The sequence below is a fragment of the Campylobacter concisus genome (assembly GCF_902460665.1).
GTDB lineage: Bacteria > Campylobacterota > Campylobacteria > Campylobacterales > Campylobacteraceae > Campylobacter_A > Campylobacter_A concisus_AL.
Map to the genome: position 1 here is coordinate 463,121 of NZ_CABPUR010000001.1, position 19,705 is coordinate 482,825.

The window sequence follows — 19,705 nt, forward strand, 5'->3', positions numbered from 1 at the left end:
GTCCGTCCTTCATAGTTTTTTTGATTATAGCTTCTTTACTTTAAGCTTTTAAAACAATAATCAAATAAAGGTTTAAATTTATAAACCTAGACTCCACCTAGAAAATGGCAAAATTTCGCATTTTATGCCCTCAAGGCTAAGCTCAGCTTGGTTTGCAACGCTGATTATCTGAAGCTTACTTACACCCAGCTCTTTTAAGCTTACGTGGAGTTTTTTAAATTTCAAAAAGATAATCTCTGGTGCAGAAAACGGCACACAGATGATCGCGATCTTCCTTTTATTAAGGAAGAAATCAATCTCTTTTGTGTAGTAAATTTCATCTTTAAATTTAAGCAATTCGCAAAAAACTACATTTGCAAAGACAGCTAAAAAATCCTTTTTTAGATACAAAGCGTTACGAAGTGCAAAATTTGTAAAGTAGAGTTTTTTGCTCGTGCTGCTCTCATCTAAATTTGGCACTAATTCTATAAAACCATTTTCATTAAGGCTGGCTACTGCGCTATAGACACTATCTTTTGAAATTTTCATCTGCTCTTTTAAATTTTTATAAATACCAAAAGCGCTAAATATATCGTGACATTTTGGAGCACACTCTTTTAATATGCCAATACTTTGATCATTTAAATTCGCTTTTAAAAGCTGCTGCAAGTGAGAAGTGACTTCGCTTGAGTCCAAAAAAGCGCTTGCGATCTCATTTCCATGAGCCAAAAAATAGCTAAAAAACATATCTTGGTCTAAATTTTTCTTAAAAAATAGTATAAATTCTTCGTAGTCAAGGTAGTTTAAATTTATGTGCGCAAAGCCATCAAGCGACAGAGAAAGTTCTTTGCTTGTAAAGATAATATTTTCAAGCGGAAGTTCATCCAGGAAGCTCAAATTTTTAAGGTCTTCCGCATGCAAATTTTCAACAGCTAGTGCCTTTATTTGCATATTTTTTTCTAAAAATTCTTTTAAATTAGCCAGAAGCGGTCCTTTGTCTATTCTTAGATCTTCTAAATTTACATAAAGCCTCTCCTCGCTTTTATAATGACTCAAAAATTCATAAATAAGTGTTGTTTTGCCACTTGAAATAGGTCCAATTATTAGTGTTTTTGGCGAGATGATCTCATATTTTCTAGGGATAAATTTACTTGATTTAAGCGGCTGATTGTAATAAAGCTCTAGTTGGTTCATTTTCTCCCCTTTGTAAGATGTATATGTAAATTTTTGCTATACCTTCAGAACCCCCCCCCGTTATAAGCGCGATCTCATCGCTCGTTAGTTCATAAAGCTCAAAAACAAGTTTGTCTATTTTTTCGTCACTTGCCTTGATTTTGTCGTTTAGTGCGTCGATATTTTCTTTGGCTTCTAGCTTTTCATCAAGAGTTAAAGTAGGCATGTGTTTCTCATAAAGCTTGATTTTTTCATTGGCTTTTAAAATCTCATCAACTAAATTTATTATCTCGTTTGCTAAATTTTCATTTTGCGGCGTTATTTGGGGAATAGGCAAAATTTCTAAGCGATTTATTTTTATTTCGCCTTCAAGTCCGCCTCCAGCATAGAAAAAGTTGAAAATTTTATAAACACCTATTGAATTTAAAAAAGCTAATAAAAATTTTAAATTTTCGCCAGTTATACAATATGCAGTATTGTCTGGAATATTATTATTTGTATCGTAAGCAAATTTTGGGCTTTGCACCATTCTGGCACATAAAATTTTCTCTTTTTCAAATTCCTCCAAATATGCACAGTTTCGTAGATTATAAGGTGTGGCTCCTTTATCAGAGCGCTTGGAAAGTTTTGGCTCAAATTTATCAAGATATAGTTTTAGCTTAGGAAAATTATCTATATTGATGCGAGGCTCGGTGCCATATCCATTATGGATATTTATGAGCCACAGCCCAGCCCACTCATAGTCATAACGCTTTATGTCTCGACCCCTTAAGATCGGTCTAATGAGCTTTTGTATCTGTTTTCTTTCGTCCCCAATGCAAGTGCTTAAAATTTTGTCACGAGTGTCGCTATCGATAATGAAAGCTTCGTTTAATCCAGTTAAAATTCCACGATAAATATTCACATCCCAATCTTTTAATGGCTTTGCGACTTTTTCGATCTTGCTTTTTAGCTCAAATTTGCTCTTATCAAGGAAAGTGAAATTTGTTTTGTTTAGCGTGGATTGTGGTATTTGGATAAATTTTTGTGCTTTTAAATTTATGGAGCTTGAAGCCAGGAAATTAAATTTTGAATTTTCACCGGCTCTTATTTTTCTAAAAATAGTAATCGCGCTATCTACGCTCGCGTCTTCAAAAACTTTAACCCCAGCAAAATCGATAATATGTGTTATTTGCGTATTTTCTAGTATAAATTTACGTAAATTTTTACCATAGCTGGCACGGAAAAATTTATTTGAACATATAAAACCTAAAAACCCATTTTCTTTTAGGTGCGTAATGCCAAGCTCATAAAAATAGACAAACAAATCAGCCGTGCCACTATAAGCTTTATATTTTTGTAGGGCTGGCTTTTGCTCTTTTATCGCCTCTTGTCTGACATAGGGAGGATTGCCGATAACGATATCAAATTTAAAGTTAAAAGGAAATTCTAAAAGCGAGTTTGCAGCTACTAAATTTTTACTAAGATCTGTCAAAACTCGTCCCTTTGCAGCTGTGCGGAGCCAAAGAGACAGTCTGGCGATATCGACCGCATCGGTATTTATATCTACGCCGTAAAGATTATTTTCTAAAATCGTGCTTTCTATATCGTAAAGTCCCAAACCCTCTCCCTCATATACTTTTCGGCAAGTGTCTAATGCGCTATGTTCGGCAATGAGAAATTCCAAAGCTTGGTTTAAAAACGCACCAGAACCACAAGCTGGATCAAGTATCTTAAGAGATAAAAGCCACTCGCGGTAAGCATAAATTTTATCTTTGATCTCACTTTCTGCTTTGGTTAATTTTTTGGGATTTTTTGGTGCTAGTAGCTCATTTAGATCAAGCCCTAGCTCATCTTTTTTAGCTTTGCAAAGCGTGCCAAGCGAATTGTCAATTATAAATTCTGTTATAAACTCTGGCGTATAAAATATGCCATCTTTTTTACGTTTGCTTTGTTTAGCATCAAATTCGCCACCATTTATTTGTGCATTTAACTCTTCAAGATCGTTTAATGAGCTTTCAAAAATATGTCCTAGGATATTTACACCGATGTCGCTTAAAAAGTCATAGTCACTTAAAAATTGCGCCTCAAGCACGCTATCATCTATCTTTAGCCCATCAAGCTCAGTATCTGTGGCAAAAAGTCCGCCATTGTAGCGTTTGATATCAAGGCGTTCACTGCCTTCATCAATGGCTTTAAAGTAAATTTTGTAAAAGTCATAAAAGCTTAGCTCGGTAACTTGGTTTTGAAATTTATCTTTTATCTCGGCTATCGTGCGAAGTCTTAGTAGTCCGCGGTCTTCAGCAAATAGTATAAAGACAAACCTGTCGCATAGTTTTTGAGTCAGGCTTAAAAGCCTATTTTTATCAATGCTAGCATTGTTTTTGCAAATATTTTTGAAAAGAGTAAGTCTAAAAGCGCTAAAGTCTTTATAAAATTTGTTTGAAATCTCACGCTCGTGAGTGGCAAATTTCTCTTTTAGCTTTAGCGGCAGATCTATGCTAATGCTCTCAAAGCTAAGCAGCAAATGAAGCCTTTTAAACTCGTCAAAGCTTGCTGTAAAAAGGTCAAATTTTTCAAATGTTGTTTTATTGCCGATGTAAAAGCGCAGTTCATTAAAATTTGAAACAACGACATATTTGGCATTTTCATTTGAGATAAAATAGCGAAAAGCTTGATCTACCGGGCTAAGTTCGCGGTTGGATGGAGTTTTATCAAGATGCTGTGTGGTCTGATCTTTTAGCTCGATCACGCATCTAACTTCGCCATTTATAAGTATCGCCCCATCTGCTTTTTTGCCGTCAGTTTCGTTCTTTTTCTCGCGCTCAAGATTGAAATTTGTAGGATCAGTAGTATCCAAAGTGTAGCCAAGGCAGTTTTCAAAGATATCTTTTAGAAATTGCGTTTGAAATTTCTCTTCTTTGAAATTCTTAATGTCGCTAGCTTTTGCTTGATATATTTGTAAATTTGAATAACGCCTCTTGAGCTTTTCCTCATCTTGTTCTTGGGCTAATAAGAATTTTGTATTAAAGATTGACATTTTTTACTCTTTAAAATTTTAATTTTTAGAATTTTATCTTTTTAAATTTTATACCTTCCTTATTAAAAGGAAATAATTAATCAAAATTCATCAAAAAATAACGTTTTTCTTGACAACTATAATAGCTTTTTTGTAAAATCGCGTTCTCTTTACGAAAAGACAAGCGTCTTTGCTCGTACGATCGCTTGATCCTATGCGAGTTATTTTGATGTAAAGAGGTCGCGAGTTTGCGACAAGTTCTTTTTAAAGGAAAACACATGGAAAGAATCAGGTTAAAGCTAAAAGCTTACGACCATAGAGTTCTAGACCGCACTGTTGCAGCAATCGTAGAAGCTGTCAAACGAACAGGTGCCGACGTTCGTGGCCCGGTACCAATGCCTACAAAGATCAAACGCTATACAGTCTTAAAATCTCCACACATCAACAAAGACTCACGTGAGCAGTTTGAGATGAGAATACACGCTCGTATGCTTGACATCGTAGCTGCTACTCCAGAAACTGTAGATAGCCTAACAAAACTCGACCTAGCTCCAGAAGTTAATGTCGAAGTTCGTGCGATGAAATAAGCGGACAAAAGGATAAGAGTATGGAATATATTGTAGAAAAAATAGGCATGAGTAGAACGATTGCCACGAAGAGTACGCCAGTTACACTACTTAAGCTAGTTGAGGCTAAAGTATGTGAGATCGACGAAAACAAACGTGCTATCGTAGCGTATGCCCACACTAAAGCAAACAACAAAGCTATCGCTGGTCAGCAAAAGAAATACAATCTGACAGCAGAATTTAACAAATTTGCTACGCTTGAAGTAGCTAATAGCGAAGTTGGAAACCTAGACTTTACACCATTAAATGAGGCTAAAATTTTAAAAGTTAGCTTTAACTCAAAAGGTAGAGGTTACCAAGGTGTAGTAAAAAGACATGGTTTTGGTGGTGGTCCAAAAAGCCACGGCTCACGTTTCCACAGACGCCACGGTTCAATTGGTAACTGCGAATGGCCAGGTCGTGTTCAACCAGGTATGAAAATGGCAGGACACATGGGCAATGAGAAAGTTACTGTTAAAAACGAGCTAATAAGCTTTGACGCTCAAAATGGCATCGTAGTTGTAAAAGGTTGCGTTCCTGGTCACAATGGTGCAATGGGTAAAATAAGGATTGTAAAATGAGTAAAATTCACGTATTAAACGATAAATTTGAAAATTCAGGCGAATTAGAGCTTCCTGCAAGCTACGCTGAAGTAAATCCGCACAACCTATATCTTTATGTAAAATCTTACCTTGCTGGTATAAGAGCAAATTCGGCTCACACTAAAAGCCGTGCTTTTGTAAGCGGTGGTGGTAAAAAACCATGGAGACAAAAAGGACGTGGTGGTGCAAGAGCGGGTTCAACTAGAACTAACGTTTGGGTAGGCGGTGCAGTTGCATTTGGTCCAACAAACGAGAAAAACTATTTTCAAAAAGTCAATAAAAAACAAAAAAGACTAGCTCTTGAGTACGCTTTGGCAGTAAAAGCACAAGATGGTAAAATTTTCGCAGTAGATAGCATCTCAATCGAGTCTGGAAAGACAAAAGATGCAGCTAATATCATCAAAAATTTAAAAGTAAAAGACGCACTTATCGTTAAAGATTTACTAGACGATAAAACACTACTTGCTTTTAGAAATTTAGCAAACTGCTATGTAGTAGATGCAAATGAGGTAAATGCTTATCTTGTCTCTACATTTAGTTCGGTTATTATTGAAAAAGCTGCACTAAAAACTATAACAAAAGAGGGCTAAAATGGCGGATATAACTGATATCAAAACAATTATTTATACAGAAAAAACTCTAGGCCTTCAAGAACAAGGCGTTGTTGTTATCCAAACTTCACCAAGAGTTACAAAAAACAGCTTAAAAGCGGTTTTGCAAGAGTATTTTGGAGTAACGCCTGTTCGCGTAAATTCACTTAGAATTAGCGGCAAGGTTAAGCGTTTTAGAGGAAGAGCAGGCCAACGTGACGAGATAAAGAAATTCTACGTTAAGTTACCTGAAGGCGTAAGCCTAGAAAATACGGAGGCGTAAGATGGCTATAAAATCATATAAACCATATACACCTAGTCGTAGATATATGACTGGACTAAGCTCTGAAGATATAACAGCTAAACCAAGCGTTAGAAGCTTGCTTGTTAAAATACCTGCATCTGGCGGTAGAAATAACAATGGTCGTATAACTTCAAGACATAAAGAAGCAGGTGCAAAAAAACTTTATCGTATCATCGACTTTAAACGTCGCAAATTTGGTATAGAAGGTAAAGTTGAAGCGATCGAGTACGATCCAAACAGAAACTGCCGTATCGCTCTTATAGCTTACAAAGATGGTGAAAAACGCTATATCATTAGACCAAATGGCCTAAATGTTGGCGACGTTATCGCATCTATCGATGAGGGCTCACTAGATATTAAACCAGGTAACGCTATGAAGTTAAGATTTATCCCAGTTGGTACTATCGTTCATAACGTAGAGCTAAAGCCTGGTAAAGGCGCTCAGATAGCTCGTTCAGCTGGCGGTTATGCTCAGCTAATGGGCAAAGAAGAGAAGTATGTTATCTTAAGAATGCCAAGTGGCGAGATGAGACAAGTACTAGCTGAGTGTATGGCAAGTATTGGTGTAGTTGGCAACGAAGACTGGGCTAATATCACTATCGGTAAAGCCGGACGTAATCGCCACCGCGGTATCCGCCCACAAACACGTGGTTCTGCTATGAACCCAGTTGATCACCCACACGGTGGTGGTGAAGGTAAGAAAAATTCAGGCCGTCACCCAGTTACTCCATGGGGTAAACCAACTAAAGGTGCTAAGACTCGCCGTAAAAAAGCTAGCGATAAGCTTATAATTTCAAGAAGGAAAGGAAAATAGAGATGGCAAGATCACTCAAAAAAGGTCCTTTCGTAGATGATCATGTAATGAAAAAAGTTATTGCCGCAAAAAATGCAAACGATAACAAACCAATCAAAACTTGGTCAAGACGTAGCACGATTGTACCTGAAATGATTGGACTAACATTTAACGTTCACAATGGCAAGAGCTTTATTCCTGTATATGTTACAGAAAATCATATAGGCTATAAACTTGGCGAATTTGCTCCAACACGCACATTTAAGGGTCATAAAGGCTCAGTGCAAAAGAAAATCGGCAAGTAAGGGAAGATAATATGAGTAAAGCAATTATAAAATTCGTAAGACTTTCTCCTACAAAAGCAAGACTTATAGCAAGAGAAGTTCAAGGCATGAATGCCGAGCTAGCACTTGCAAGCTTGCAATTTATGCCAAATCGTGGTGCTAAATTTATAGCAAACGCTATTAGCTCAGCAGTAGCAAATGGCGGATTTGAGCCAGAAGAGGTTGTAGTAACTAGTTGCCGCGTTGATGCTGGTCCTGTATTAAAGAGATTTAGACCAAGAGCAAGAGGAACAGCGAGCAAAATTCGCAAACCTACTTCTCATGTAATGGTAGAAGTATCTAAACCTGAAAAGAAGGAAGCATAATATGGGACAAAAAGTAAATCCAATAGGTCTTAGACTAGGAATTAACCGCAACTGGGAATCTAGATGGTTTCCAACCAAACAAAGTCTTCCTGAAAATATCGGTGAAGATTACAAAATTCGTGCATTTTTAAAGAAAAAGCTTTACTATGCAGGAATTAGCCAAATTCTAATCGAAAGAACGGCTAAAAAACTTCGTGTAACCGTAGTTGCAGCTCGTCCTGGTATCATCATCGGCAAAAAAGGTCAAGATGTTGAAAATCTAAAGAACGAAGTTAGCAAACTTATCGGTAAAGAAGTAAATGTAAATATCAAAGAAGAAAGAAAAGCTCAAGCTTCAGCTCAACTTGCTGCTGAAAACGTAGCTATGCAACTTGAAAAGCGTGTCGCATTTAGACGTGCTATGAAAAAAGTTATCCAAGGTGCTCAAAAATCAGGCGCTAAAGGTATCAAAATTTCAGTTGCTGGTCGTTTAGGTGGTGCTGAGATGGCAAGAACCGAGTGGTATCTAGAAGGTCGCGTTCCGCTTCATACTCTTAGAGCAAAGATAGATTATGGTGTAGCTGAGGCTCATACGACTTATGGAAACATAGGTATTAAAGTATGGATTTTTAAAGGTGAGGTTCTTCAAAAAGGTGTTCAACCTGAGAAAACTGAAGAAGAAGCACCTAAGAAAACACGTAGAGCAAGAAGAGGTAAATAATTATGTTGATGCCTAAAAGAACGAAATTTCGTAAGCAAATGAAAGGTCGCAACCGTGGTTATGCGACTCGTGGAGCATCTTTAGCAACTGGCGAATTTGCACTTAAAGCTGTTGAAGCTGGCAGAATAAATTCTCGCCAAATAGAAGCTGCTCGTCAAGCTCTAACTCGTCACGTAAAAAGACAGGCTAAAATTTGGATTAGGGTTTTCCCTGATAAGCCACTTACTAAAAAACCTCTACAAACTCGTATGGGTAAGGGTAAGGCTGGAGTTGAAGAGTGGGTTATGAATATCAAACCTGGTCGTATAATATTTGAAATGGCTGGTGTTAGCGAAGAGTTGGCTCGTGAAGCTCTAACTTTGGCTTTACACAAACTTCCTTTCAAATCAAAATTTGTAACGCGAGAGAGTGAAAATGAAATATACTGAGTTAAAAGATAAGAGCGTTGCAGAATTAAACGCGTTGCTAAAAGAGAAAAAGGTGCTTTTATTTACTTTAAGACAAAAGCTAAAAACTATGCAGTTAAGCAACCCTAATGAGATTAGTGCTGTTCGCAAAGAGATAGCTCAGATCAACACTGCAATTAGTGCAACAAGACAAGGGGCGTAAAATGGCATTAAAAAGAGAAATTCAAGGTGTTGTTTTACAAAAAGCTGGAGATAAAACAGCTACTATTTTGGTAGAAAGACGCGTTATGCATCCAAGATACCATAAATTTGTAAAACGCTTTAAAAAGTATTTAGTTCACGATGAGAAAAATGAGACAAGAGCAGGCGATACAGTTGTTGCAATCGAGTGCAGACCGCTTTCAGCTCGTAAGAATTTTCGCTTAAAAACTGTATTGGCAAAGGGAGTTGAGTAATGATTCAAAGTTTTACAAGACTTGCAGTTGCTGATAATAGTGGTGCAAAAGAGTTAATGTGTATAAAAGTTCTTGGTGGCAGCAAAAGAAGATACGCTACACTTGGCGATATCATAGTTTGCTCTGTTAAAAAAGCTCTTCCAAATGGAAAGATCAAAAAAGGACAAGTTGTAAAAGCTGTTGTTGTAAGAACTAAAAAAGAGGTTCAAAGAGATAATGGTTCGCTAATCCGCTTTGACGAGAATGCAGCTGTTATACTTGATAGCAAAAAAGAGCCAGTCGGCACTCGTATTTTTGGACCAGTTGGACGTGAAGTTAGATATGCTAACTTTATGAAGATTGTTTCGCTAGCTCCGGAGGTTTTATAATGGCTAATGTAAAATTTAAAGTCAAAAAAGGCGATACCGTTAAGATTATCGCTGGTGACGATAAAGGCAAAACTGGTAAGATTTTAGCAGTTCTTGCAAAAAAAGGTCAGGTTATAGTTGAGGGATGTAAAATAGCTAAAAAAGCTATCAAACCAAGCGAAAAAACTCCAAATGGTGGTCACGTAAATAAAGAGATGCCAATTGACATATCAAATGTCGCGAAAGTTGAAGGATAAGAGATATGAGTAGATTAAAAGATAAATTTAACGAAACTATCAAGCCAGCTCTCGTAAAAGAATTTGACATCAAAAATCCAATGCTTATCCCTGCACTTGAGAAAATTGTGATCAGTGTAGGCGCTGGAGACTCTGCTAAAGATCAGAAAGTGCTTCAAAATATGGCTGATACCATTTCACTTATCGCTGGACAAAAAGCAGTTATCACTGATGCTAAAAAATCAGTTGCTGGCTTTAAAGTTCGCGAAGGTTTCCCTGTTGGTATCAAAGTAACTTTGAGAAAAGAGCAAATGTATGCTTTCTTAGATAAGCTAATCAGCGTTGCTCTTCCAAGAGTTAAAGATTTCCGTGGTCTTCCAAAAAATGGCTTTGATGGACGTGGAAACTATAACTTCGGTCTTAGCGAGCAGCTAATGTTTCCAGAGGTTGAGTATGATAAAATTTTACGAACTCATGGTATGAATATTACGATTGCTACTACGGCTAAAAATGATAAAGAGGCATTCAAATTGCTAGAGCTATTTGGTGTGCCGTTTGCAAAAGGAAAGTAAAATGGCAAAGAAATCAATGATAGCAAAAGCTGCACGCAAGCCAAAATTTGCGGTTCGTGGCTATACTAGATGCCAAATTTGCGGTCGTCCGCACTCTGTTTATAAAGATTTTGGAATTTGCCGTGTTTGCCTAAGAAAAATGGCTAACGAAGGTCTAATACCTGGTCTTAAAAAAGCAAGTTGGTAAGGAAGAGAAATGTTAAACGATTTAATATCAGATGGATTAACACGCATTAGAAATGCAAGTATGAGAAAGCTTGAAACTGCGAAATTGCTTCATTCTAAGGTTGTTGAGGCTACTCTTTCTATCCTTGCAGCAAAAGGCTATGTAGAGAGCTACAACGTTATCGAAGAAGGTAACAAGAAATTTATAAATGTAGTTTTAAAGTATGATGAGTACGGCAGAAGCGTTATAAACGAGCTTAAAAGGGTTTCAAAACCTGGTCGTCGTGTTTATCAAGGCAAAGACGACATTAAGCGTTTTAAAAATGGTTACGGAACAGTTATCGTTAGCACAAGTAAAGGCGTTATGAGCGGTATTGAAGCAAGTAAGGCTGGCGTTGGCGGCGAAGTTCTTTGTACGGTTTGGTAATAAACTGCATTAAACGCTATTTAACCTTATGATTTTAAGGTTAAATTTTTAGCTTGGTAAAATTTTAGATTTTGCCAAAGCTAAATTTAGAAATTCAAATGAAGGTTTCGTCAAATTTGACGATAAAATTTACGGCATTGTGGTGTTTATTCGTAAATGTAGGAACACCCTAGACAAGTAAAGGAAAAAAATGTCACGTATTGGAAAACAGCCTATCGCTATCCCAAGTGGTGTAGACGTTAGCGTTGAAAATAATGTCCTAAAATTTAAAAAGGGCAATCATATAAAAGAGCTTGACACAAAAGGTCATGTTGATGTCAAGGTAGAAAATGGTCATATAGTTTTTGCTCCAAAGGGCGAAGATCGCCAAAGTAGAGCTTACTGGGGAACATATAGAGCACTTGCTAATAATATCGTAACTGGTATCACTGCGGGATTTACTCGCCAGCTTGAGATCAACGGCGTTGGTTATAAAGCAGCTGCAAAAGGTAAAATTTTAGAGCTTTCTCTTGGTTTTTCACACCTTATCAACTATGAGCTACCAGCAGGCGTTGAAGCTAGTGTTGAGAAAAACGTTATTACTATCAAAGGCGATGACAAACAAGTAGTAGGTCAAGTGGCTGCTCAAGTTAGAGGATTTAGACCACCTGAGCCATATAAAGGTAAGGGCGTTAAATATCTAGAAGAACGTATCATCCGCAAAGCGGGCAAGACATCTAAGAAGTAAGGAGCGGTAAATGACAGCAAAAGTACTAAAAAGAAAAATCGCTCTTAGAATTAAGAGAAAAAGAAGAATCAGAGGTAAAATTTCTGGTGTTGCATCTTGCCCAAGAGTTTCTATTTTCAAATCAAACAGAACTCTTTATGTTCAAGCGATTGATGACGTTACAGCTACTACACTAGCTGCGGTTGATGGCAGAAAGATAGGCATAAAAGCAAATAAAGAAGGTGCGGTCACTTTAGCTAAAGAATTTGCTAAGGCTTTAAAAGCTAAGAAGATAGATGTTGCAGTTTTTGATAGAAATGGTTATTTGTATCATGGCGTTATCGCAGCATTTGCTGAAGCTTTAAGAGAAAATGGCATCAAGCTATAACCCAAAGGAAAATCGATGGAAAAATATAATAGAGAAGAATTTGAAGAAGTAATCGTCGATATCGGTCGGGTTACAAAGGTTGTTAAAGGTGGTCGTAGATTTAGATTTACAGCTTTAGTTGTTGTTGGTAATAGAAATGGCCTAGTTGGTTTTGGATATGGCAAAGCTAAAGAGGTGCCAGATGCGATGAGAAAAGCGATTGACGACGCATTTAAAAATATTATCCACGTTAAGATCAAAGGCACAACTATCCCTCATGATGTAGAGGTAAAATATAACGCAAGTAGAATGCTACTTCGCCCAGCTAGCGAGGGTACTGGTGTTATCGCTGGTGGTAGTGCACGTCCTATTATCGAGCTTGCAGGTATTAAGGATATCCTTACTAAATCACTTGGCTCAAACAACTCAGCAAACGTCGTTCGTGCTACTATAAAAGCACTTAGTTTGCTAAAAAGCTAAGAGAAAGGAGTTAAGATGGCATTAGAAAAATTAACACCTGCCGCAGGTTCAACTCATGCAACCAAAAGAATAGGTCGTGGTCAAGGTAGCGGCAATGGCAAAACTGCTGGCAAAGGTAACAAAGGTCAAAGAGCAAGAAAAGGCTACAATGAGAAAAGAGGTTTTGAGGGCGGACAACAACCACTTCAAAGACGTCTTCCAAAAGTAGGCTTTACTTCTAAATTTGAAAAACCTTATGTTATTAATGTCGAGAAAATTGCAGCTATAAAAGAGCTTGCTGAAATTTCAATAGCAACAATAGCTAGCGTTCATAAAATTTCAAAGAGCGTTACTAAGATAAAACTAATCGGTGCAAGCGCAAAAGCTCTTGCTTCTAAGATCAAAGACGAGAACGTTAGCGTTAGCGGAACAAAATAATGGATAAAACACTGACCAACAAGATTTTAATCACGTTGGCATTTTTGTTCGCATACAGGATACTGGCTTATGTGCCAGTTCCTGGTGTTAATGTCGACGTAATTAAAGAATTTTTTAATTCAAACAATAGCAATGCCTTGGGCTTATTTAATATGTTTAGTGGTAAGGCTGCTGAGCGTTTAAGTATTATCTCTTTAGGTATCATGCCTTACATTACAGCTTCGATCATTATGGAGCTTTTAGCAGCAACATTTCCAAAATTAGGTCAGATGAAAAAAGAGCGTGACGGTATGCAAAAGTACATGCAAATCATACGTTATGCAACCATCGTTATCACTCTTGTACAATCAATCGGTGTTTCTATCGGACTTCAAAGTTTAAGTGGACGCGGTGGCGAACAAGCTATCATGATAGATATAAATTTATTTATCGCGATCTCTGCTGTATCTATGCTAACTGGAACTATGCTACTTATGTGGATAGGTGAGCAAATAACACAACGTGGTATAGGCAACGGCATAAGTCTTATCATCTTTGCTGGTATCGTCTCTGGTATACCTAGTGCGATCGGTGGAACTGTAAATTTGGTAAATACTTCTGAGATGAATTTTCTAACAGTTATCGCTATTTTGGTGATTATATTAGCTACTATTGGTGCTATTATATTTGTCGAGATGGGCGAAAGGCGTATCCCTATTTCTTACTCAAGAAAAGTGATAATGGAAAATCAAAACAAACGTATAATGAACTATATACCGATCAAAGTAAATTTAAGCGGTGTTATTCCACCGATATTTGCTAGTGCGATTTTGATGTTTCCAAGTACTATTTTGCAGGCTAGCACAAATCCAGTAATCCAGGCTATCAACGACTTTTTAAGTCCAAATGGCTATATGTTTAACTTTTTAACATTTTTATTTATTATCTTCTTTGCGTTTTTCTACGCATCGATAGTATTTAACACAAAAGATATAAGTGAAAATTTAAAAAAACAAGGCGGATTTATTCCAGGCGTTAGACCAGGCGAGAGTACAGCTAGCTATCTAAATGAAGTAGCTGGCAGGCTAACTTTGGGCGGTGCTTTATACTTGGGTATCATTTCAACACTACCTTGGGTGCTTGTAAAGACTATGGGTGTTCCATTTTATTTTGGTGGCACATCAGTACTTATCGTGGTTTCAGTAGCACTTGATACGATGAGGCGTATAGAAGCTCAGTCTTATACAAACAAATACCAAACTCTAAGCGCAGTAGGTCTATAAAATGGCTATCACGCTTAAAAGACCAGCTGAGATAGAGAAAATGAGAGCGGCGAACAAGATCGTCGCTCGAACTCTTGATCACATTTCTACGATTATAAAGCCTGGAATTTCCCTTCTTGAGATAGATAAAATTTGTGAAGATATGATAAGGGCTGCTGGGGCAAAACCTGCTTTTAAAGGTCTTTATGGCTTTCCAAATGCAGCTTGCATAAGCGTCAATGAAGTGGTGATCCACGGAATCCCAAATGAATACAAACTAAAAGAGGGTGATATCGTTAGCGTTGATATCGGCTCAAATTTAGATGGTTATTTTGGTGATTCGGCTAGGACATTTGGAGTTGGTAAAATTTCAAAAGAAGACGAGGCTTTGATCGCTTGCTCAAAAGATGCACTATATTTTGCGATTGACTATATAAGAGCTGGTATGCATTTTAAAGAAATTTGCTACGAGCTTGAGAAATTTATTCTTGGTAGAGGTTATGTGCCTTTACGTGGATATTGCGGTCACGGTATAGGAAAAAGGCCACACGAAGAGCCAGAAATTCCAAACTATCTTGAGGGGCATAACCCAAAAGCTGGACCAAAGATAAAAGAAGGAATGGTATTTTGTATAGAGCCAATGATCTGCCAAAAAGACGGCACGCCAGTTTTAGGAAGCGATAACTGGAAAGTAACCTCAAAAGATGGTTTAAGAACCAGCCATTATGAGCATTGCATGGCGATAGTTAATGGCAAAGCCGAAATTTTAAGCCAAGCGTAAAATTTATGGCAAAAATTTAAAGAAAGGAGAGTTTGTGGCAAAAGACGATGTCATTGAGATTGATGGAAATGTTGTTGAAGCACTGCCAAATGCAACTTTTAAAGTTGAGCTTGACAACAAACATATAATTTTATGTCATATCGCTGGAAAAATGAGAATGCATTATATAAAGATAATGCCTGGCGACCGTGTAAAAGTAGAACTTACGCCATATAGCCTAGACAAGGGCAGGATCACTTATAGATATAAGTAAATTTGACTTTGTGGCAAATATGCTAAGTAAATTTAAAGCTGGTTTTGGATAAAATCCAAGCTTTGCGAAAAGCTGTATGAAGAATTATTTTCAAAGTTCCCCACTTATTTTGAAAATAGTTGGTTTAAATTCTTTCTTTAGACCTGATGCAGCCCCTAAAAAAGTGGAATAAATTTTTAGGAGACTAAAATGAAAGTTCGTCCTTCTGTAAAGAAGATGTGTGACAAATGTAAAATTGTCAAACGTAGTGGCATAATTCGTGTTATCTGCGAAAATCCAAAACATAAACAAAGACAAGGATAAGGCATGGCACGTATTGCAGGTGTAGATTTACCAAACAAAAAGAGAATAGAGTATGGTTTGACTTATATATATGGTATAGGTCTTTACAAATCTCGTCAAATTCTTGACGCAGCTGGAATTTCTTATGACAAGAGAGTCTATGAGCTTAGTGAAGATGAAGCAGCAGCTATCCGTAAAGAAATTCAAGAGCATCACGTCGTTGAGGGTGACTTGAGAAAACAAGTTGCTATGGATATCAAAGCTCTTATGGATCTTGGAAGTTATAGAGGTCTTCGCCACAGAAAAGGTCTTCCTGTTCGTGGTCAAAAGACTAAAACTAATGCTAGAACCAGAAAAGGCAGACGTAAAACTGTCGGTGCAGCTACTAAGTAAGGCAAGGGTTAAAGGATAATAAATGGCGAAAAGAAAAATTGTTAAGAAAAAAGTAGTTAGAAAAAGCATAGCCAAAGGTATCGTTTATATCAGTGCAACATTTAATAATACTATGGTAACTGTAACTGATGAAATGGGAAATGCTATTGCATGGAGTAGTGCGGGTGGCTTAGGCTTTAAAGGTAGTAAAAAATCAACTCCTTATGCAGCTCAGCAGGCAGTTGAAGATGCTCTAAATAAAGCAAAAGAGCATGGTATAAAAGAAGTTGGTATTAAGGTTCAAGGTCCAGGTAGCGGACGTGAAACGGCTGTTAAAAGTGTAGGAACTGTTGAAGGAATTAAAGTATCTTTCTTTAAAGACATTACACCTTTACCACACAATGGTTGTAGACCGCCAAAACGCCGCCGCGTATAATTAGAGAAAAATAGGAGAAATTATTATGGCTAGATATACAGGACCTGTTGAAAAATTAGAAAGACGTCTTGGTGTGTCTCTTGCGTTAAAAGGCGAAAGAAGACTTGCTGGTAAAAGTGCTTTTGAAAAAAGACCTTATGCGCCAGGACAACATGGACAAAGAAGAGCAAAAATAAGCGAATATGGCTTACAACTTCGCGAGAAACAAAAAGCTAAATTTATGTACGGTGTTTCAGAGAAACAATTTAGAAGATTATTTCAAGAAGCAGCACGCCGCGAGGGCAACACTGGTGCCCTTTTGGTTCAACTACTAGAGCAAAGATTAGATAATGTTGTTTATAGAATGGGCTTTGCAACAACTCGTCGTTTTGCTCGTCAGCTAGTAACTCATGGACATATTTTAGTAAATGGCAAAAGAGTAGATATACCATCTTACAGAGTTGAACCTGGCGCAAAAGTAGAGATTGTTGAAAAATCTAAAAACAATCCACAAATTGTTCGTGCGATAGATCTTACAGCACAAACTGGTATTGTTGCTTGGGTAGATGTTGAAAAAGAGAAAAAATTTGGAATTTTCACTAGAAATCCAGAAAGAGAAGAGGTTATCATTCCTGTTGAGGAAAGATTTATAGTAGAGCTTTATTCAAAATAATAGAGGGTATAAAGATGAGAAAGATTACTACATCAGCTTATATGCCAACTGAAATTGAAGTTAAAAGTGTTAGTGAAAATGTTGCTAACATTACAGCATATCCTTTTGAGGCGGGCTATGCTGTTACCTTGGCTCACCCATTGCGTCGTCTTCTTTACACAAGTACAGTAGGTTTTGCTCCTATTGGTGTAAAGATAAAAGGCGTTAGCCACGAATTTGATAGTATGCGAGGTATGCTAGAGGACGTAGCTTTTTTTATTATAAATTTGAAAAAGATCAGATTTAAATTAAAAAGCACCAGCGAGCGCGAAGTTATAGAGTATAGCTTTAAAGGACCAAAAGAGATAACTGGGGCTGATCTAAATAATGATCTAGTTGAGATCGTTAACCCAGACGCATACCTTGCTACAATAAACGAAGATGCTGAGTTAAATTTTTCAGTTATCATTCAAAAAGGTATCGGATATGTTCCTAGTGAAGAGATCAGAGAAGAGATTGAGATCAGAGAAGAGATTGAAGACGACTATATCGCACTTGATGCTTTCTTTACACCTGTTAAAAAAGCAGTTTATGATATACAAAATGTCTTGGTTGAGGATGATCCAGACTATGAAAAGATCGTATTTACTATAACAACTGATGGTCAAGTTAGTCCGATAGAGGCTTTTAAAAATTGTTTAGAAGCTATGTATCAACAAATGTCAGTATTTAAAGGAATTTTAGATATTGATGTTAGTACTCCAGTTGCTAGCTCAACTGCAGGTGGCGAGTTTTCAAAGTTACTTTCTAGCGTAGAAGATCTAAATTTAAGTGCTAGAAGTTTTAACTGCCTTGACAAAGCTGATATTAGATTTATCGGCGAGCTTGCATTAATGGACGAAAATGAGCTTAAAGAGCTTAAAAATTTAGGTAAAAAATCTCTTGAAGAGATTAAAGCGGTTATGGAAGAGATAGGCTATCCAGTTGGTGCCGATGTGTTAAAAGATGGCAAAGAGCAACTAAGAAAGAAAATAACCGAGCTTAAAGCACAAATGAGTGTAAAAGAATAAAAGGACAATAGATGAGACATAAACACGGATATCGCAAACTTGGTAGAACGTCATCTCATAGATCTGCATTGCTTAAAAATTTAGCGATAGCTATCATCAAAAGCGAAAAGATAGAGACGACTTTACCAAAAGCAAAAGAGCTTAGAAGCTATGTTGAAAAGCTAATCACAAGAGCTAGAAAAGGTGATTCTAACGCTCATAGAGCAGTATTTGCTTCTTTGCAAGATAAAGAAACAACAAATAAATTAGTTACTGAAGTAGCTCCAAAATTTAAAGAGCGCAATGGTGGCTATACAAGAATCATCAAGACTCGTGTTCGCAGAGGCGACGCAGCAGAGATGGCTTATATAGAGCTAGTAGCTGAATAATTATTAGAGAGCTTCGGCTCTCTTTTTTTAATTTATTGAATATAAAATTACACCACTTTTAAAATAAAATCCTTCTTCCAAAAGCTTTCTCAAACTATAAATTTCTTTAATTATCTATCAAATTTATTAACCAAAAAATCATAAAATTTTTTATAGTTAAAAGTTGCAAATTTTCTAATCTAAAATCACATATTTTAAATTTTTACCTTTGAACTCTTTACTAAAATTTTATTTTATTAAGACGATATTTGTTTCAAATATCTTATAAATTTCAAAGGATTTGAGATGATAGGTAGTGTAAATGGAGTTGGGACAAATTTTTATGTTGGCTCACAAAGTAGTAGAGCACAAGAGCTTGATACTAAAAATACTAAATCCAATATAAACAAAAATTCTTTAAATGATTCATCTAGCAGTTTGGTTGATGAGCAAAAAAGTCATACCGATACTAGAGGTGAGCCAATAAATTTAAATGAAACAAATACGATAAAATTTCAAAAAAATAGCGAAAATCTAACATTTGTTAGCAATTTCTCACTCTCAGGCATGGCTGCTAATGGCAAGATAAGCATCTGGGGTAAGCTCATGGGTTACGACAAACAAGTCAGCCAAGATGAGATAAATGATCTCAAAAATTTTATCAACCAGACCAAAGCACTTGGTTTTGGCAGAGCTCACGAAGAGATCATAGGATATTATCCAACAGATGTTGATCTCTTTGCAAAAGAATACACATCAAAACTTGATGGCAACACACTTCTTGGGCTTGGTCACAAGAGCCATGTGGAAGGGTTTGAGATACTTGATAAGGACCTAAGCATAGATGAGTTTAAAGATAAGTGGATTGATTATGCGCTTAGGCAGTATCTTGGAGAAAGAGTCGGTGTGGAGAGTATCACAATAGGCAAAAAGGCTATCTCCATGCTAACTAGTACAAATAAGCCTCCAGTTGAGTATCAAACTCTACAAAATATAAATTTCACTGATGAAGAGAGCAGACAGAGATTTCTTACGCTTATGAAAGCTGGCATGAAGAGTGGGGCGGATTTTAAAGAGGTGGTAGAGGGCGTGCTCTCGCTTTATAATGTGCAAAATACAGACAAACTTGATGGCAACAAAGTCTATGCTTCAGTGATCGGACGAAGCGAGAAACTGGCTACTTACGACATCAACAAAGATGAGAAATTTACCTATCTTAAGGAGCTAATGCAACTTGAGAAAAACGGAGTTGATATACTAAAACTAATGGAAAAAGTGGAGCAAAAACATAAACTAGATATAAAAGTGTAGGCTAAATTT

General features: G+C 36.9%; 32 protein-coding genes. 30 read left to right on the forward strand and 2 right to left on the reverse strand.

Going from position 1 to position 19,705, the window contains the following annotated elements; all coding sequences use genetic code 11:
• Positions 1–78: 78 nt before the first annotated feature.
• Together F3G66_RS02360 and F3G66_RS02365 are read right to left on the reverse strand one after the other, a co-directional pair.
• Complete coding sequence (locus tag F3G66_RS02360; RefSeq protein WP_149707020.1) at positions 79–1,173, reverse strand: AAA family ATPase; 1,095 nt, start codon at positions 1,171–1,173, stop codon at positions 79–81.
• Complete coding sequence (locus F3G66_RS02365; protein WP_149707021.1) at positions 1,136–4,171, reverse strand: Eco57I restriction-modification methylase domain-containing protein; 3,036 nt, start codon at positions 4,169–4,171, stop codon at positions 1,136–1,138. The genes F3G66_RS02360 and F3G66_RS02365 overlap by 38 nt, the downstream gene beginning before the upstream one ends.
• A 257-nt stretch (positions 4,172–4,428) precedes the next feature.
• Here F3G66_RS02365 and rpsJ point away from each other — a divergent pair, with 257 nt between their 5' ends.
• From rpsJ to F3G66_RS02515, 30 genes are all read left to right on the forward strand, one after another.
• The gene (rpsJ, locus tag F3G66_RS02370) at positions 4,429–4,737 is read left to right on the forward strand and encodes a 30S ribosomal protein S10 (RefSeq protein WP_009295257.1); all 309 of its coding nucleotides are present in this window, start codon (positions 4,429–4,431) and stop codon (positions 4,735–4,737) included.
• Between the two features lie 20 nt (positions 4,738–4,757).
• Positions 4,758–5,336: a 50S ribosomal protein L3 gene (rplC, locus tag F3G66_RS02375; protein ID WP_002941563.1), complete on the forward strand. Its 579-nt coding sequence runs from the start codon at positions 4,758–4,760 to the stop codon at positions 5,334–5,336.
• Positions 5,333–5,947, forward strand: coding sequence for a 50S ribosomal protein L4 (gene rplD, locus F3G66_RS02380; RefSeq protein ID WP_012140561.1), 615 nt, complete (start codon positions 5,333–5,335; stop codon positions 5,945–5,947). Before rplC ends, rplD begins: the two co-directional genes overlap by 4 nt.
• 1 nt (position 5,948) lies before the next feature.
• Complete coding sequence (locus tag F3G66_RS02385) at positions 5,949–6,230, forward strand: 50S ribosomal protein L23 (RefSeq protein WP_002941535.1); 282 nt, start codon at positions 5,949–5,951, stop codon at positions 6,228–6,230.
• Position 6,231: 1 nt separating this feature from the next.
• Positions 6,232–7,065 (forward strand): 50S ribosomal protein L2, encoded by an 834-nt coding sequence (rplB, locus tag F3G66_RS02390; protein ID WP_021091121.1) that lies wholly within the window; start codon positions 6,232–6,234, stop codon positions 7,063–7,065.
• Positions 7,066–7,067: 2 nt separating this feature from the next.
• Positions 7,068–7,349, forward strand: coding sequence for a 30S ribosomal protein S19 (gene rpsS, locus F3G66_RS02395; protein WP_002941639.1), 282 nt, complete (start codon positions 7,068–7,070; stop codon positions 7,347–7,349).
• A gap of 11 nt (positions 7,350–7,360) precedes the next feature.
• The gene (gene rplV / locus F3G66_RS02400; protein WP_009295259.1) at positions 7,361–7,693 is read left to right on the forward strand and encodes a 50S ribosomal protein L22; all 333 of its coding nucleotides are present in this window, start codon (positions 7,361–7,363) and stop codon (positions 7,691–7,693) included.
• A gap of 1 nt (position 7,694) precedes the next feature.
• Positions 7,695–8,393 (forward strand): 30S ribosomal protein S3, encoded by a 699-nt coding sequence (gene rpsC, locus F3G66_RS02405; RefSeq protein WP_002941650.1) that lies wholly within the window; start codon positions 7,695–7,697, stop codon positions 8,391–8,393.
• Between the two features lie 2 nt (positions 8,394–8,395).
• Positions 8,396–8,821, forward strand: a complete 426-nt coding sequence (gene rplP / locus F3G66_RS02410) for a 50S ribosomal protein L16 (RefSeq protein WP_021091116.1) — start codon at positions 8,396–8,398, stop codon at positions 8,819–8,821.
• Positions 8,808–9,002, forward strand: a complete 195-nt coding sequence (gene rpmC / locus F3G66_RS02415) for a 50S ribosomal protein L29 (RefSeq protein ID WP_002941625.1) — start codon at positions 8,808–8,810, stop codon at positions 9,000–9,002. The genes rplP and rpmC overlap by 14 nt, the downstream gene beginning before the upstream one ends.
• 1 nt (position 9,003) lies before the next feature.
• Positions 9,004–9,255 (forward strand): 30S ribosomal protein S17, encoded by a 252-nt coding sequence (gene rpsQ, locus F3G66_RS02420; protein WP_149707022.1) that lies wholly within the window; start codon positions 9,004–9,006, stop codon positions 9,253–9,255.
• Positions 9,255–9,623, forward strand: coding sequence for a 50S ribosomal protein L14 (gene rplN, locus F3G66_RS02425; protein WP_021091075.1), 369 nt, complete (start codon positions 9,255–9,257; stop codon positions 9,621–9,623). Before rpsQ ends, rplN begins: the two co-directional genes overlap by 1 nt.
• Positions 9,623–9,859 carry a 50S ribosomal protein L24 gene (gene rplX, locus F3G66_RS02430; RefSeq protein WP_002941666.1) on the forward strand — a complete coding sequence of 79 codons (237 nt, stop codon included), beginning with the start codon at positions 9,623–9,625 and terminating at the stop codon, positions 9,857–9,859. Before rplN ends, rplX begins: the two co-directional genes overlap by 1 nt.
• Positions 9,860–9,864: 5 nt before the next feature.
• Complete coding sequence (gene rplE, locus F3G66_RS02435; RefSeq protein ID WP_002941643.1) at positions 9,865–10,410, forward strand: 50S ribosomal protein L5; 546 nt, start codon at positions 9,865–9,867, stop codon at positions 10,408–10,410.
• 1 nt (position 10,411) lies between these two features.
• Complete coding sequence (locus tag F3G66_RS02440; protein ID WP_002941532.1) at positions 10,412–10,597, forward strand: type Z 30S ribosomal protein S14; 186 nt, start codon at positions 10,412–10,414, stop codon at positions 10,595–10,597.
• Positions 10,598–10,606: 9 nt separating this feature from the next.
• Complete coding sequence (gene rpsH, locus F3G66_RS02445) at positions 10,607–11,002, forward strand: 30S ribosomal protein S8 (RefSeq protein WP_021091129.1); 396 nt, start codon at positions 10,607–10,609, stop codon at positions 11,000–11,002.
• Positions 11,003–11,192: 190 nt separating this feature from the next.
• The gene (gene rplF / locus F3G66_RS02450; protein ID WP_054197279.1) at positions 11,193–11,729 is read left to right on the forward strand and encodes a 50S ribosomal protein L6; all 537 of its coding nucleotides are present in this window, start codon (positions 11,193–11,195) and stop codon (positions 11,727–11,729) included.
• A gap of 10 nt (positions 11,730–11,739) precedes the next feature.
• Entirely contained in the window at positions 11,740–12,096 is a 357-nt protein-coding gene (gene rplR / locus F3G66_RS02455) for a 50S ribosomal protein L18 (protein WP_085658472.1), read from the forward strand.
• 15 nt (positions 12,097–12,111) lie between these two features.
• The gene (gene rpsE, locus F3G66_RS02460; protein ID WP_002941646.1) at positions 12,112–12,555 is read left to right on the forward strand and encodes a 30S ribosomal protein S5; all 444 of its coding nucleotides are present in this window, start codon (positions 12,112–12,114) and stop codon (positions 12,553–12,555) included.
• A 15-nt stretch (positions 12,556–12,570) separates the two neighbouring features.
• Positions 12,571–12,972 (forward strand): 50S ribosomal protein L15, encoded by a 402-nt coding sequence (rplO, locus tag F3G66_RS02465; protein WP_021089212.1) that lies wholly within the window; start codon positions 12,571–12,573, stop codon positions 12,970–12,972.
• Positions 12,972–14,234: a preprotein translocase subunit SecY gene (secY, locus tag F3G66_RS02470; RefSeq protein WP_149707023.1), complete on the forward strand. Its 1,263-nt coding sequence runs from the start codon at positions 12,972–12,974 to the stop codon at positions 14,232–14,234. Before rplO ends, secY begins: the two co-directional genes overlap by 1 nt.
• Position 14,235: 1 nt before the next feature.
• A complete protein-coding gene (gene map / locus F3G66_RS02475) occupies positions 14,236–14,994 on the forward strand; it encodes a type I methionyl aminopeptidase (protein WP_072595226.1) in 759 nt (252 codons plus the stop codon).
• 34 nt (positions 14,995–15,028) lie between these two features.
• Positions 15,029–15,247: a translation initiation factor IF-1 gene (gene infA, locus F3G66_RS02480; protein ID WP_002848031.1), complete on the forward strand. Its 219-nt coding sequence runs from the start codon at positions 15,029–15,031 to the stop codon at positions 15,245–15,247.
• A 189-nt stretch (positions 15,248–15,436) separates the two neighbouring features.
• Entirely contained in the window at positions 15,437–15,550 is a 114-nt protein-coding gene (rpmJ, locus tag F3G66_RS02485) for a 50S ribosomal protein L36 (RefSeq protein ID WP_002941545.1), read from the forward strand.
• A gap of 3 nt (positions 15,551–15,553) precedes the next feature.
• Complete coding sequence (gene rpsM, locus F3G66_RS02490) at positions 15,554–15,922, forward strand: 30S ribosomal protein S13 (protein WP_012140556.1); 369 nt, start codon at positions 15,554–15,556, stop codon at positions 15,920–15,922.
• Positions 15,923–15,944: 22 nt separating this feature from the next.
• Entirely contained in the window at positions 15,945–16,337 is a 393-nt protein-coding gene (gene rpsK, locus F3G66_RS02495) for a 30S ribosomal protein S11 (protein WP_021091081.1), read from the forward strand.
• A 25-nt stretch (positions 16,338–16,362) separates the two neighbouring features.
• The gene (rpsD, locus tag F3G66_RS02500) at positions 16,363–16,989 is read left to right on the forward strand and encodes a 30S ribosomal protein S4 (protein ID WP_054197275.1); all 627 of its coding nucleotides are present in this window, start codon (positions 16,363–16,365) and stop codon (positions 16,987–16,989) included.
• A 14-nt stretch (positions 16,990–17,003) separates the two neighbouring features.
• Positions 17,004–18,038 (forward strand): DNA-directed RNA polymerase subunit alpha, encoded by a 1,035-nt coding sequence (locus F3G66_RS02505; RefSeq protein WP_149707024.1) that lies wholly within the window; start codon positions 17,004–17,006, stop codon positions 18,036–18,038.
• Between the two features lie 11 nt (positions 18,039–18,049).
• Positions 18,050–18,406, forward strand: a complete 357-nt coding sequence (gene rplQ / locus F3G66_RS02510; RefSeq protein WP_002941584.1) for a 50S ribosomal protein L17 — start codon at positions 18,050–18,052, stop codon at positions 18,404–18,406.
• Positions 18,407–18,691: 285 nt separating this feature from the next.
• Positions 18,692–19,696, forward strand: coding sequence for a hypothetical protein (locus tag F3G66_RS02515; protein WP_149707025.1), 1,005 nt, complete (start codon positions 18,692–18,694; stop codon positions 19,694–19,696).
• Positions 19,697–19,705: the final 9 nt, after the last annotated feature.

What these genes read in the sequence shown, in the direction of transcription:
- rplO (WP_021089212.1), top strand. Translation starts at nt 12,571, where the DNA reads ATGGCATTAGAAAAATTAACACCTGCCGCAGGTTCAACTCATGCAACC.
- rpsQ (WP_149707022.1), top strand. Translation starts at nt 9,004, where the DNA reads ATGGCATTAAAAAGAGAAATTCAAGGTGTTGTTTTACAAAAAGCTGGA.
- map (WP_072595226.1), top strand. Translation starts at nt 14,236, where the DNA reads ATGGCTATCACGCTTAAAAGACCAGCTGAGATAGAGAAAATGAGAGCG.
- F3G66_RS02385 (WP_002941535.1), top strand. Translation starts at nt 5,949, where the DNA reads ATGGCGGATATAACTGATATCAAAACAATTATTTATACAGAAAAAACT.
- rplF (WP_054197279.1), top strand. Translation starts at nt 11,193, where the DNA reads ATGTCACGTATTGGAAAACAGCCTATCGCTATCCCAAGTGGTGTAGAC.
- F3G66_RS02440 (WP_002941532.1), top strand. Translation starts at nt 10,412, where the DNA reads ATGGCAAAGAAATCAATGATAGCAAAAGCTGCACGCAAGCCAAAATTT.
- rpsE (WP_002941646.1), top strand. Translation starts at nt 12,112, where the DNA reads ATGGAAAAATATAATAGAGAAGAATTTGAAGAAGTAATCGTCGATATC.
- F3G66_RS02365 (WP_149707021.1), bottom strand. Translation starts at nt 4,171, where the DNA reads ATGTCAATCTTTAATACAAAATTCTTATTAGCCCAAGAACAAGATGAG.
- rpsM (WP_012140556.1), top strand. Translation starts at nt 15,554, where the DNA reads ATGGCACGTATTGCAGGTGTAGATTTACCAAACAAAAAGAGAATAGAG.
- rplB (WP_021091121.1), top strand. Translation starts at nt 6,232, where the DNA reads ATGGCTATAAAATCATATAAACCATATACACCTAGTCGTAGATATATG.
- rplR (WP_085658472.1), top strand. Translation starts at nt 11,740, where the DNA reads ATGACAGCAAAAGTACTAAAAAGAAAAATCGCTCTTAGAATTAAGAGA.
- rplE (WP_002941643.1), top strand. Translation starts at nt 9,865, where the DNA reads ATGAGTAGATTAAAAGATAAATTTAACGAAACTATCAAGCCAGCTCTC.
- rpsC (WP_002941650.1), top strand. Translation starts at nt 7,695, where the DNA reads ATGGGACAAAAAGTAAATCCAATAGGTCTTAGACTAGGAATTAACCGC.
- F3G66_RS02505 (WP_149707024.1), top strand. Translation starts at nt 17,004, where the DNA reads ATGAGAAAGATTACTACATCAGCTTATATGCCAACTGAAATTGAAGTT.
- rplD (WP_012140561.1), top strand. Translation starts at nt 5,333, where the DNA reads ATGAGTAAAATTCACGTATTAAACGATAAATTTGAAAATTCAGGCGAA.
- rpmC (WP_002941625.1), top strand. Translation starts at nt 8,808, where the DNA reads ATGAAATATACTGAGTTAAAAGATAAGAGCGTTGCAGAATTAAACGCG.
- rpsJ (WP_009295257.1), top strand. Translation starts at nt 4,429, where the DNA reads ATGGAAAGAATCAGGTTAAAGCTAAAAGCTTACGACCATAGAGTTCTA.
- secY (WP_149707023.1), top strand. Translation starts at nt 12,972, where the DNA reads ATGGATAAAACACTGACCAACAAGATTTTAATCACGTTGGCATTTTTG.
- rplV (WP_009295259.1), top strand. Translation starts at nt 7,361, where the DNA reads ATGAGTAAAGCAATTATAAAATTCGTAAGACTTTCTCCTACAAAAGCA.
- rplX (WP_002941666.1), top strand. Translation starts at nt 9,623, where the DNA reads ATGGCTAATGTAAAATTTAAAGTCAAAAAAGGCGATACCGTTAAGATT.
- F3G66_RS02515 (WP_149707025.1), top strand. Translation starts at nt 18,692, where the DNA reads ATGATAGGTAGTGTAAATGGAGTTGGGACAAATTTTTATGTTGGCTCA.
- rpsS (WP_002941639.1), top strand. Translation starts at nt 7,068, where the DNA reads ATGGCAAGATCACTCAAAAAAGGTCCTTTCGTAGATGATCATGTAATG.
- rpsD (WP_054197275.1), top strand. Translation starts at nt 16,363, where the DNA reads ATGGCTAGATATACAGGACCTGTTGAAAAATTAGAAAGACGTCTTGGT.
- rpsK (WP_021091081.1), top strand. Translation starts at nt 15,945, where the DNA reads ATGGCGAAAAGAAAAATTGTTAAGAAAAAAGTAGTTAGAAAAAGCATA.
- rpmJ (WP_002941545.1), top strand. Translation starts at nt 15,437, where the DNA reads ATGAAAGTTCGTCCTTCTGTAAAGAAGATGTGTGACAAATGTAAAATT.
- rpsH (WP_021091129.1), top strand. Translation starts at nt 10,607, where the DNA reads ATGTTAAACGATTTAATATCAGATGGATTAACACGCATTAGAAATGCA.
- rplP (WP_021091116.1), top strand. Translation starts at nt 8,396, where the DNA reads ATGTTGATGCCTAAAAGAACGAAATTTCGTAAGCAAATGAAAGGTCGC.
- rplN (WP_021091075.1), top strand. Translation starts at nt 9,255, where the DNA reads ATGATTCAAAGTTTTACAAGACTTGCAGTTGCTGATAATAGTGGTGCA.
- F3G66_RS02360 (WP_149707020.1), bottom strand. Translation starts at nt 1,173, where the DNA reads ATGAACCAACTAGAGCTTTATTACAATCAGCCGCTTAAATCAAGTAAA.
- rplC (WP_002941563.1), top strand. Translation starts at nt 4,758, where the DNA reads ATGGAATATATTGTAGAAAAAATAGGCATGAGTAGAACGATTGCCACG.
- rplQ (WP_002941584.1), top strand. Translation starts at nt 18,050, where the DNA reads ATGAGACATAAACACGGATATCGCAAACTTGGTAGAACGTCATCTCAT.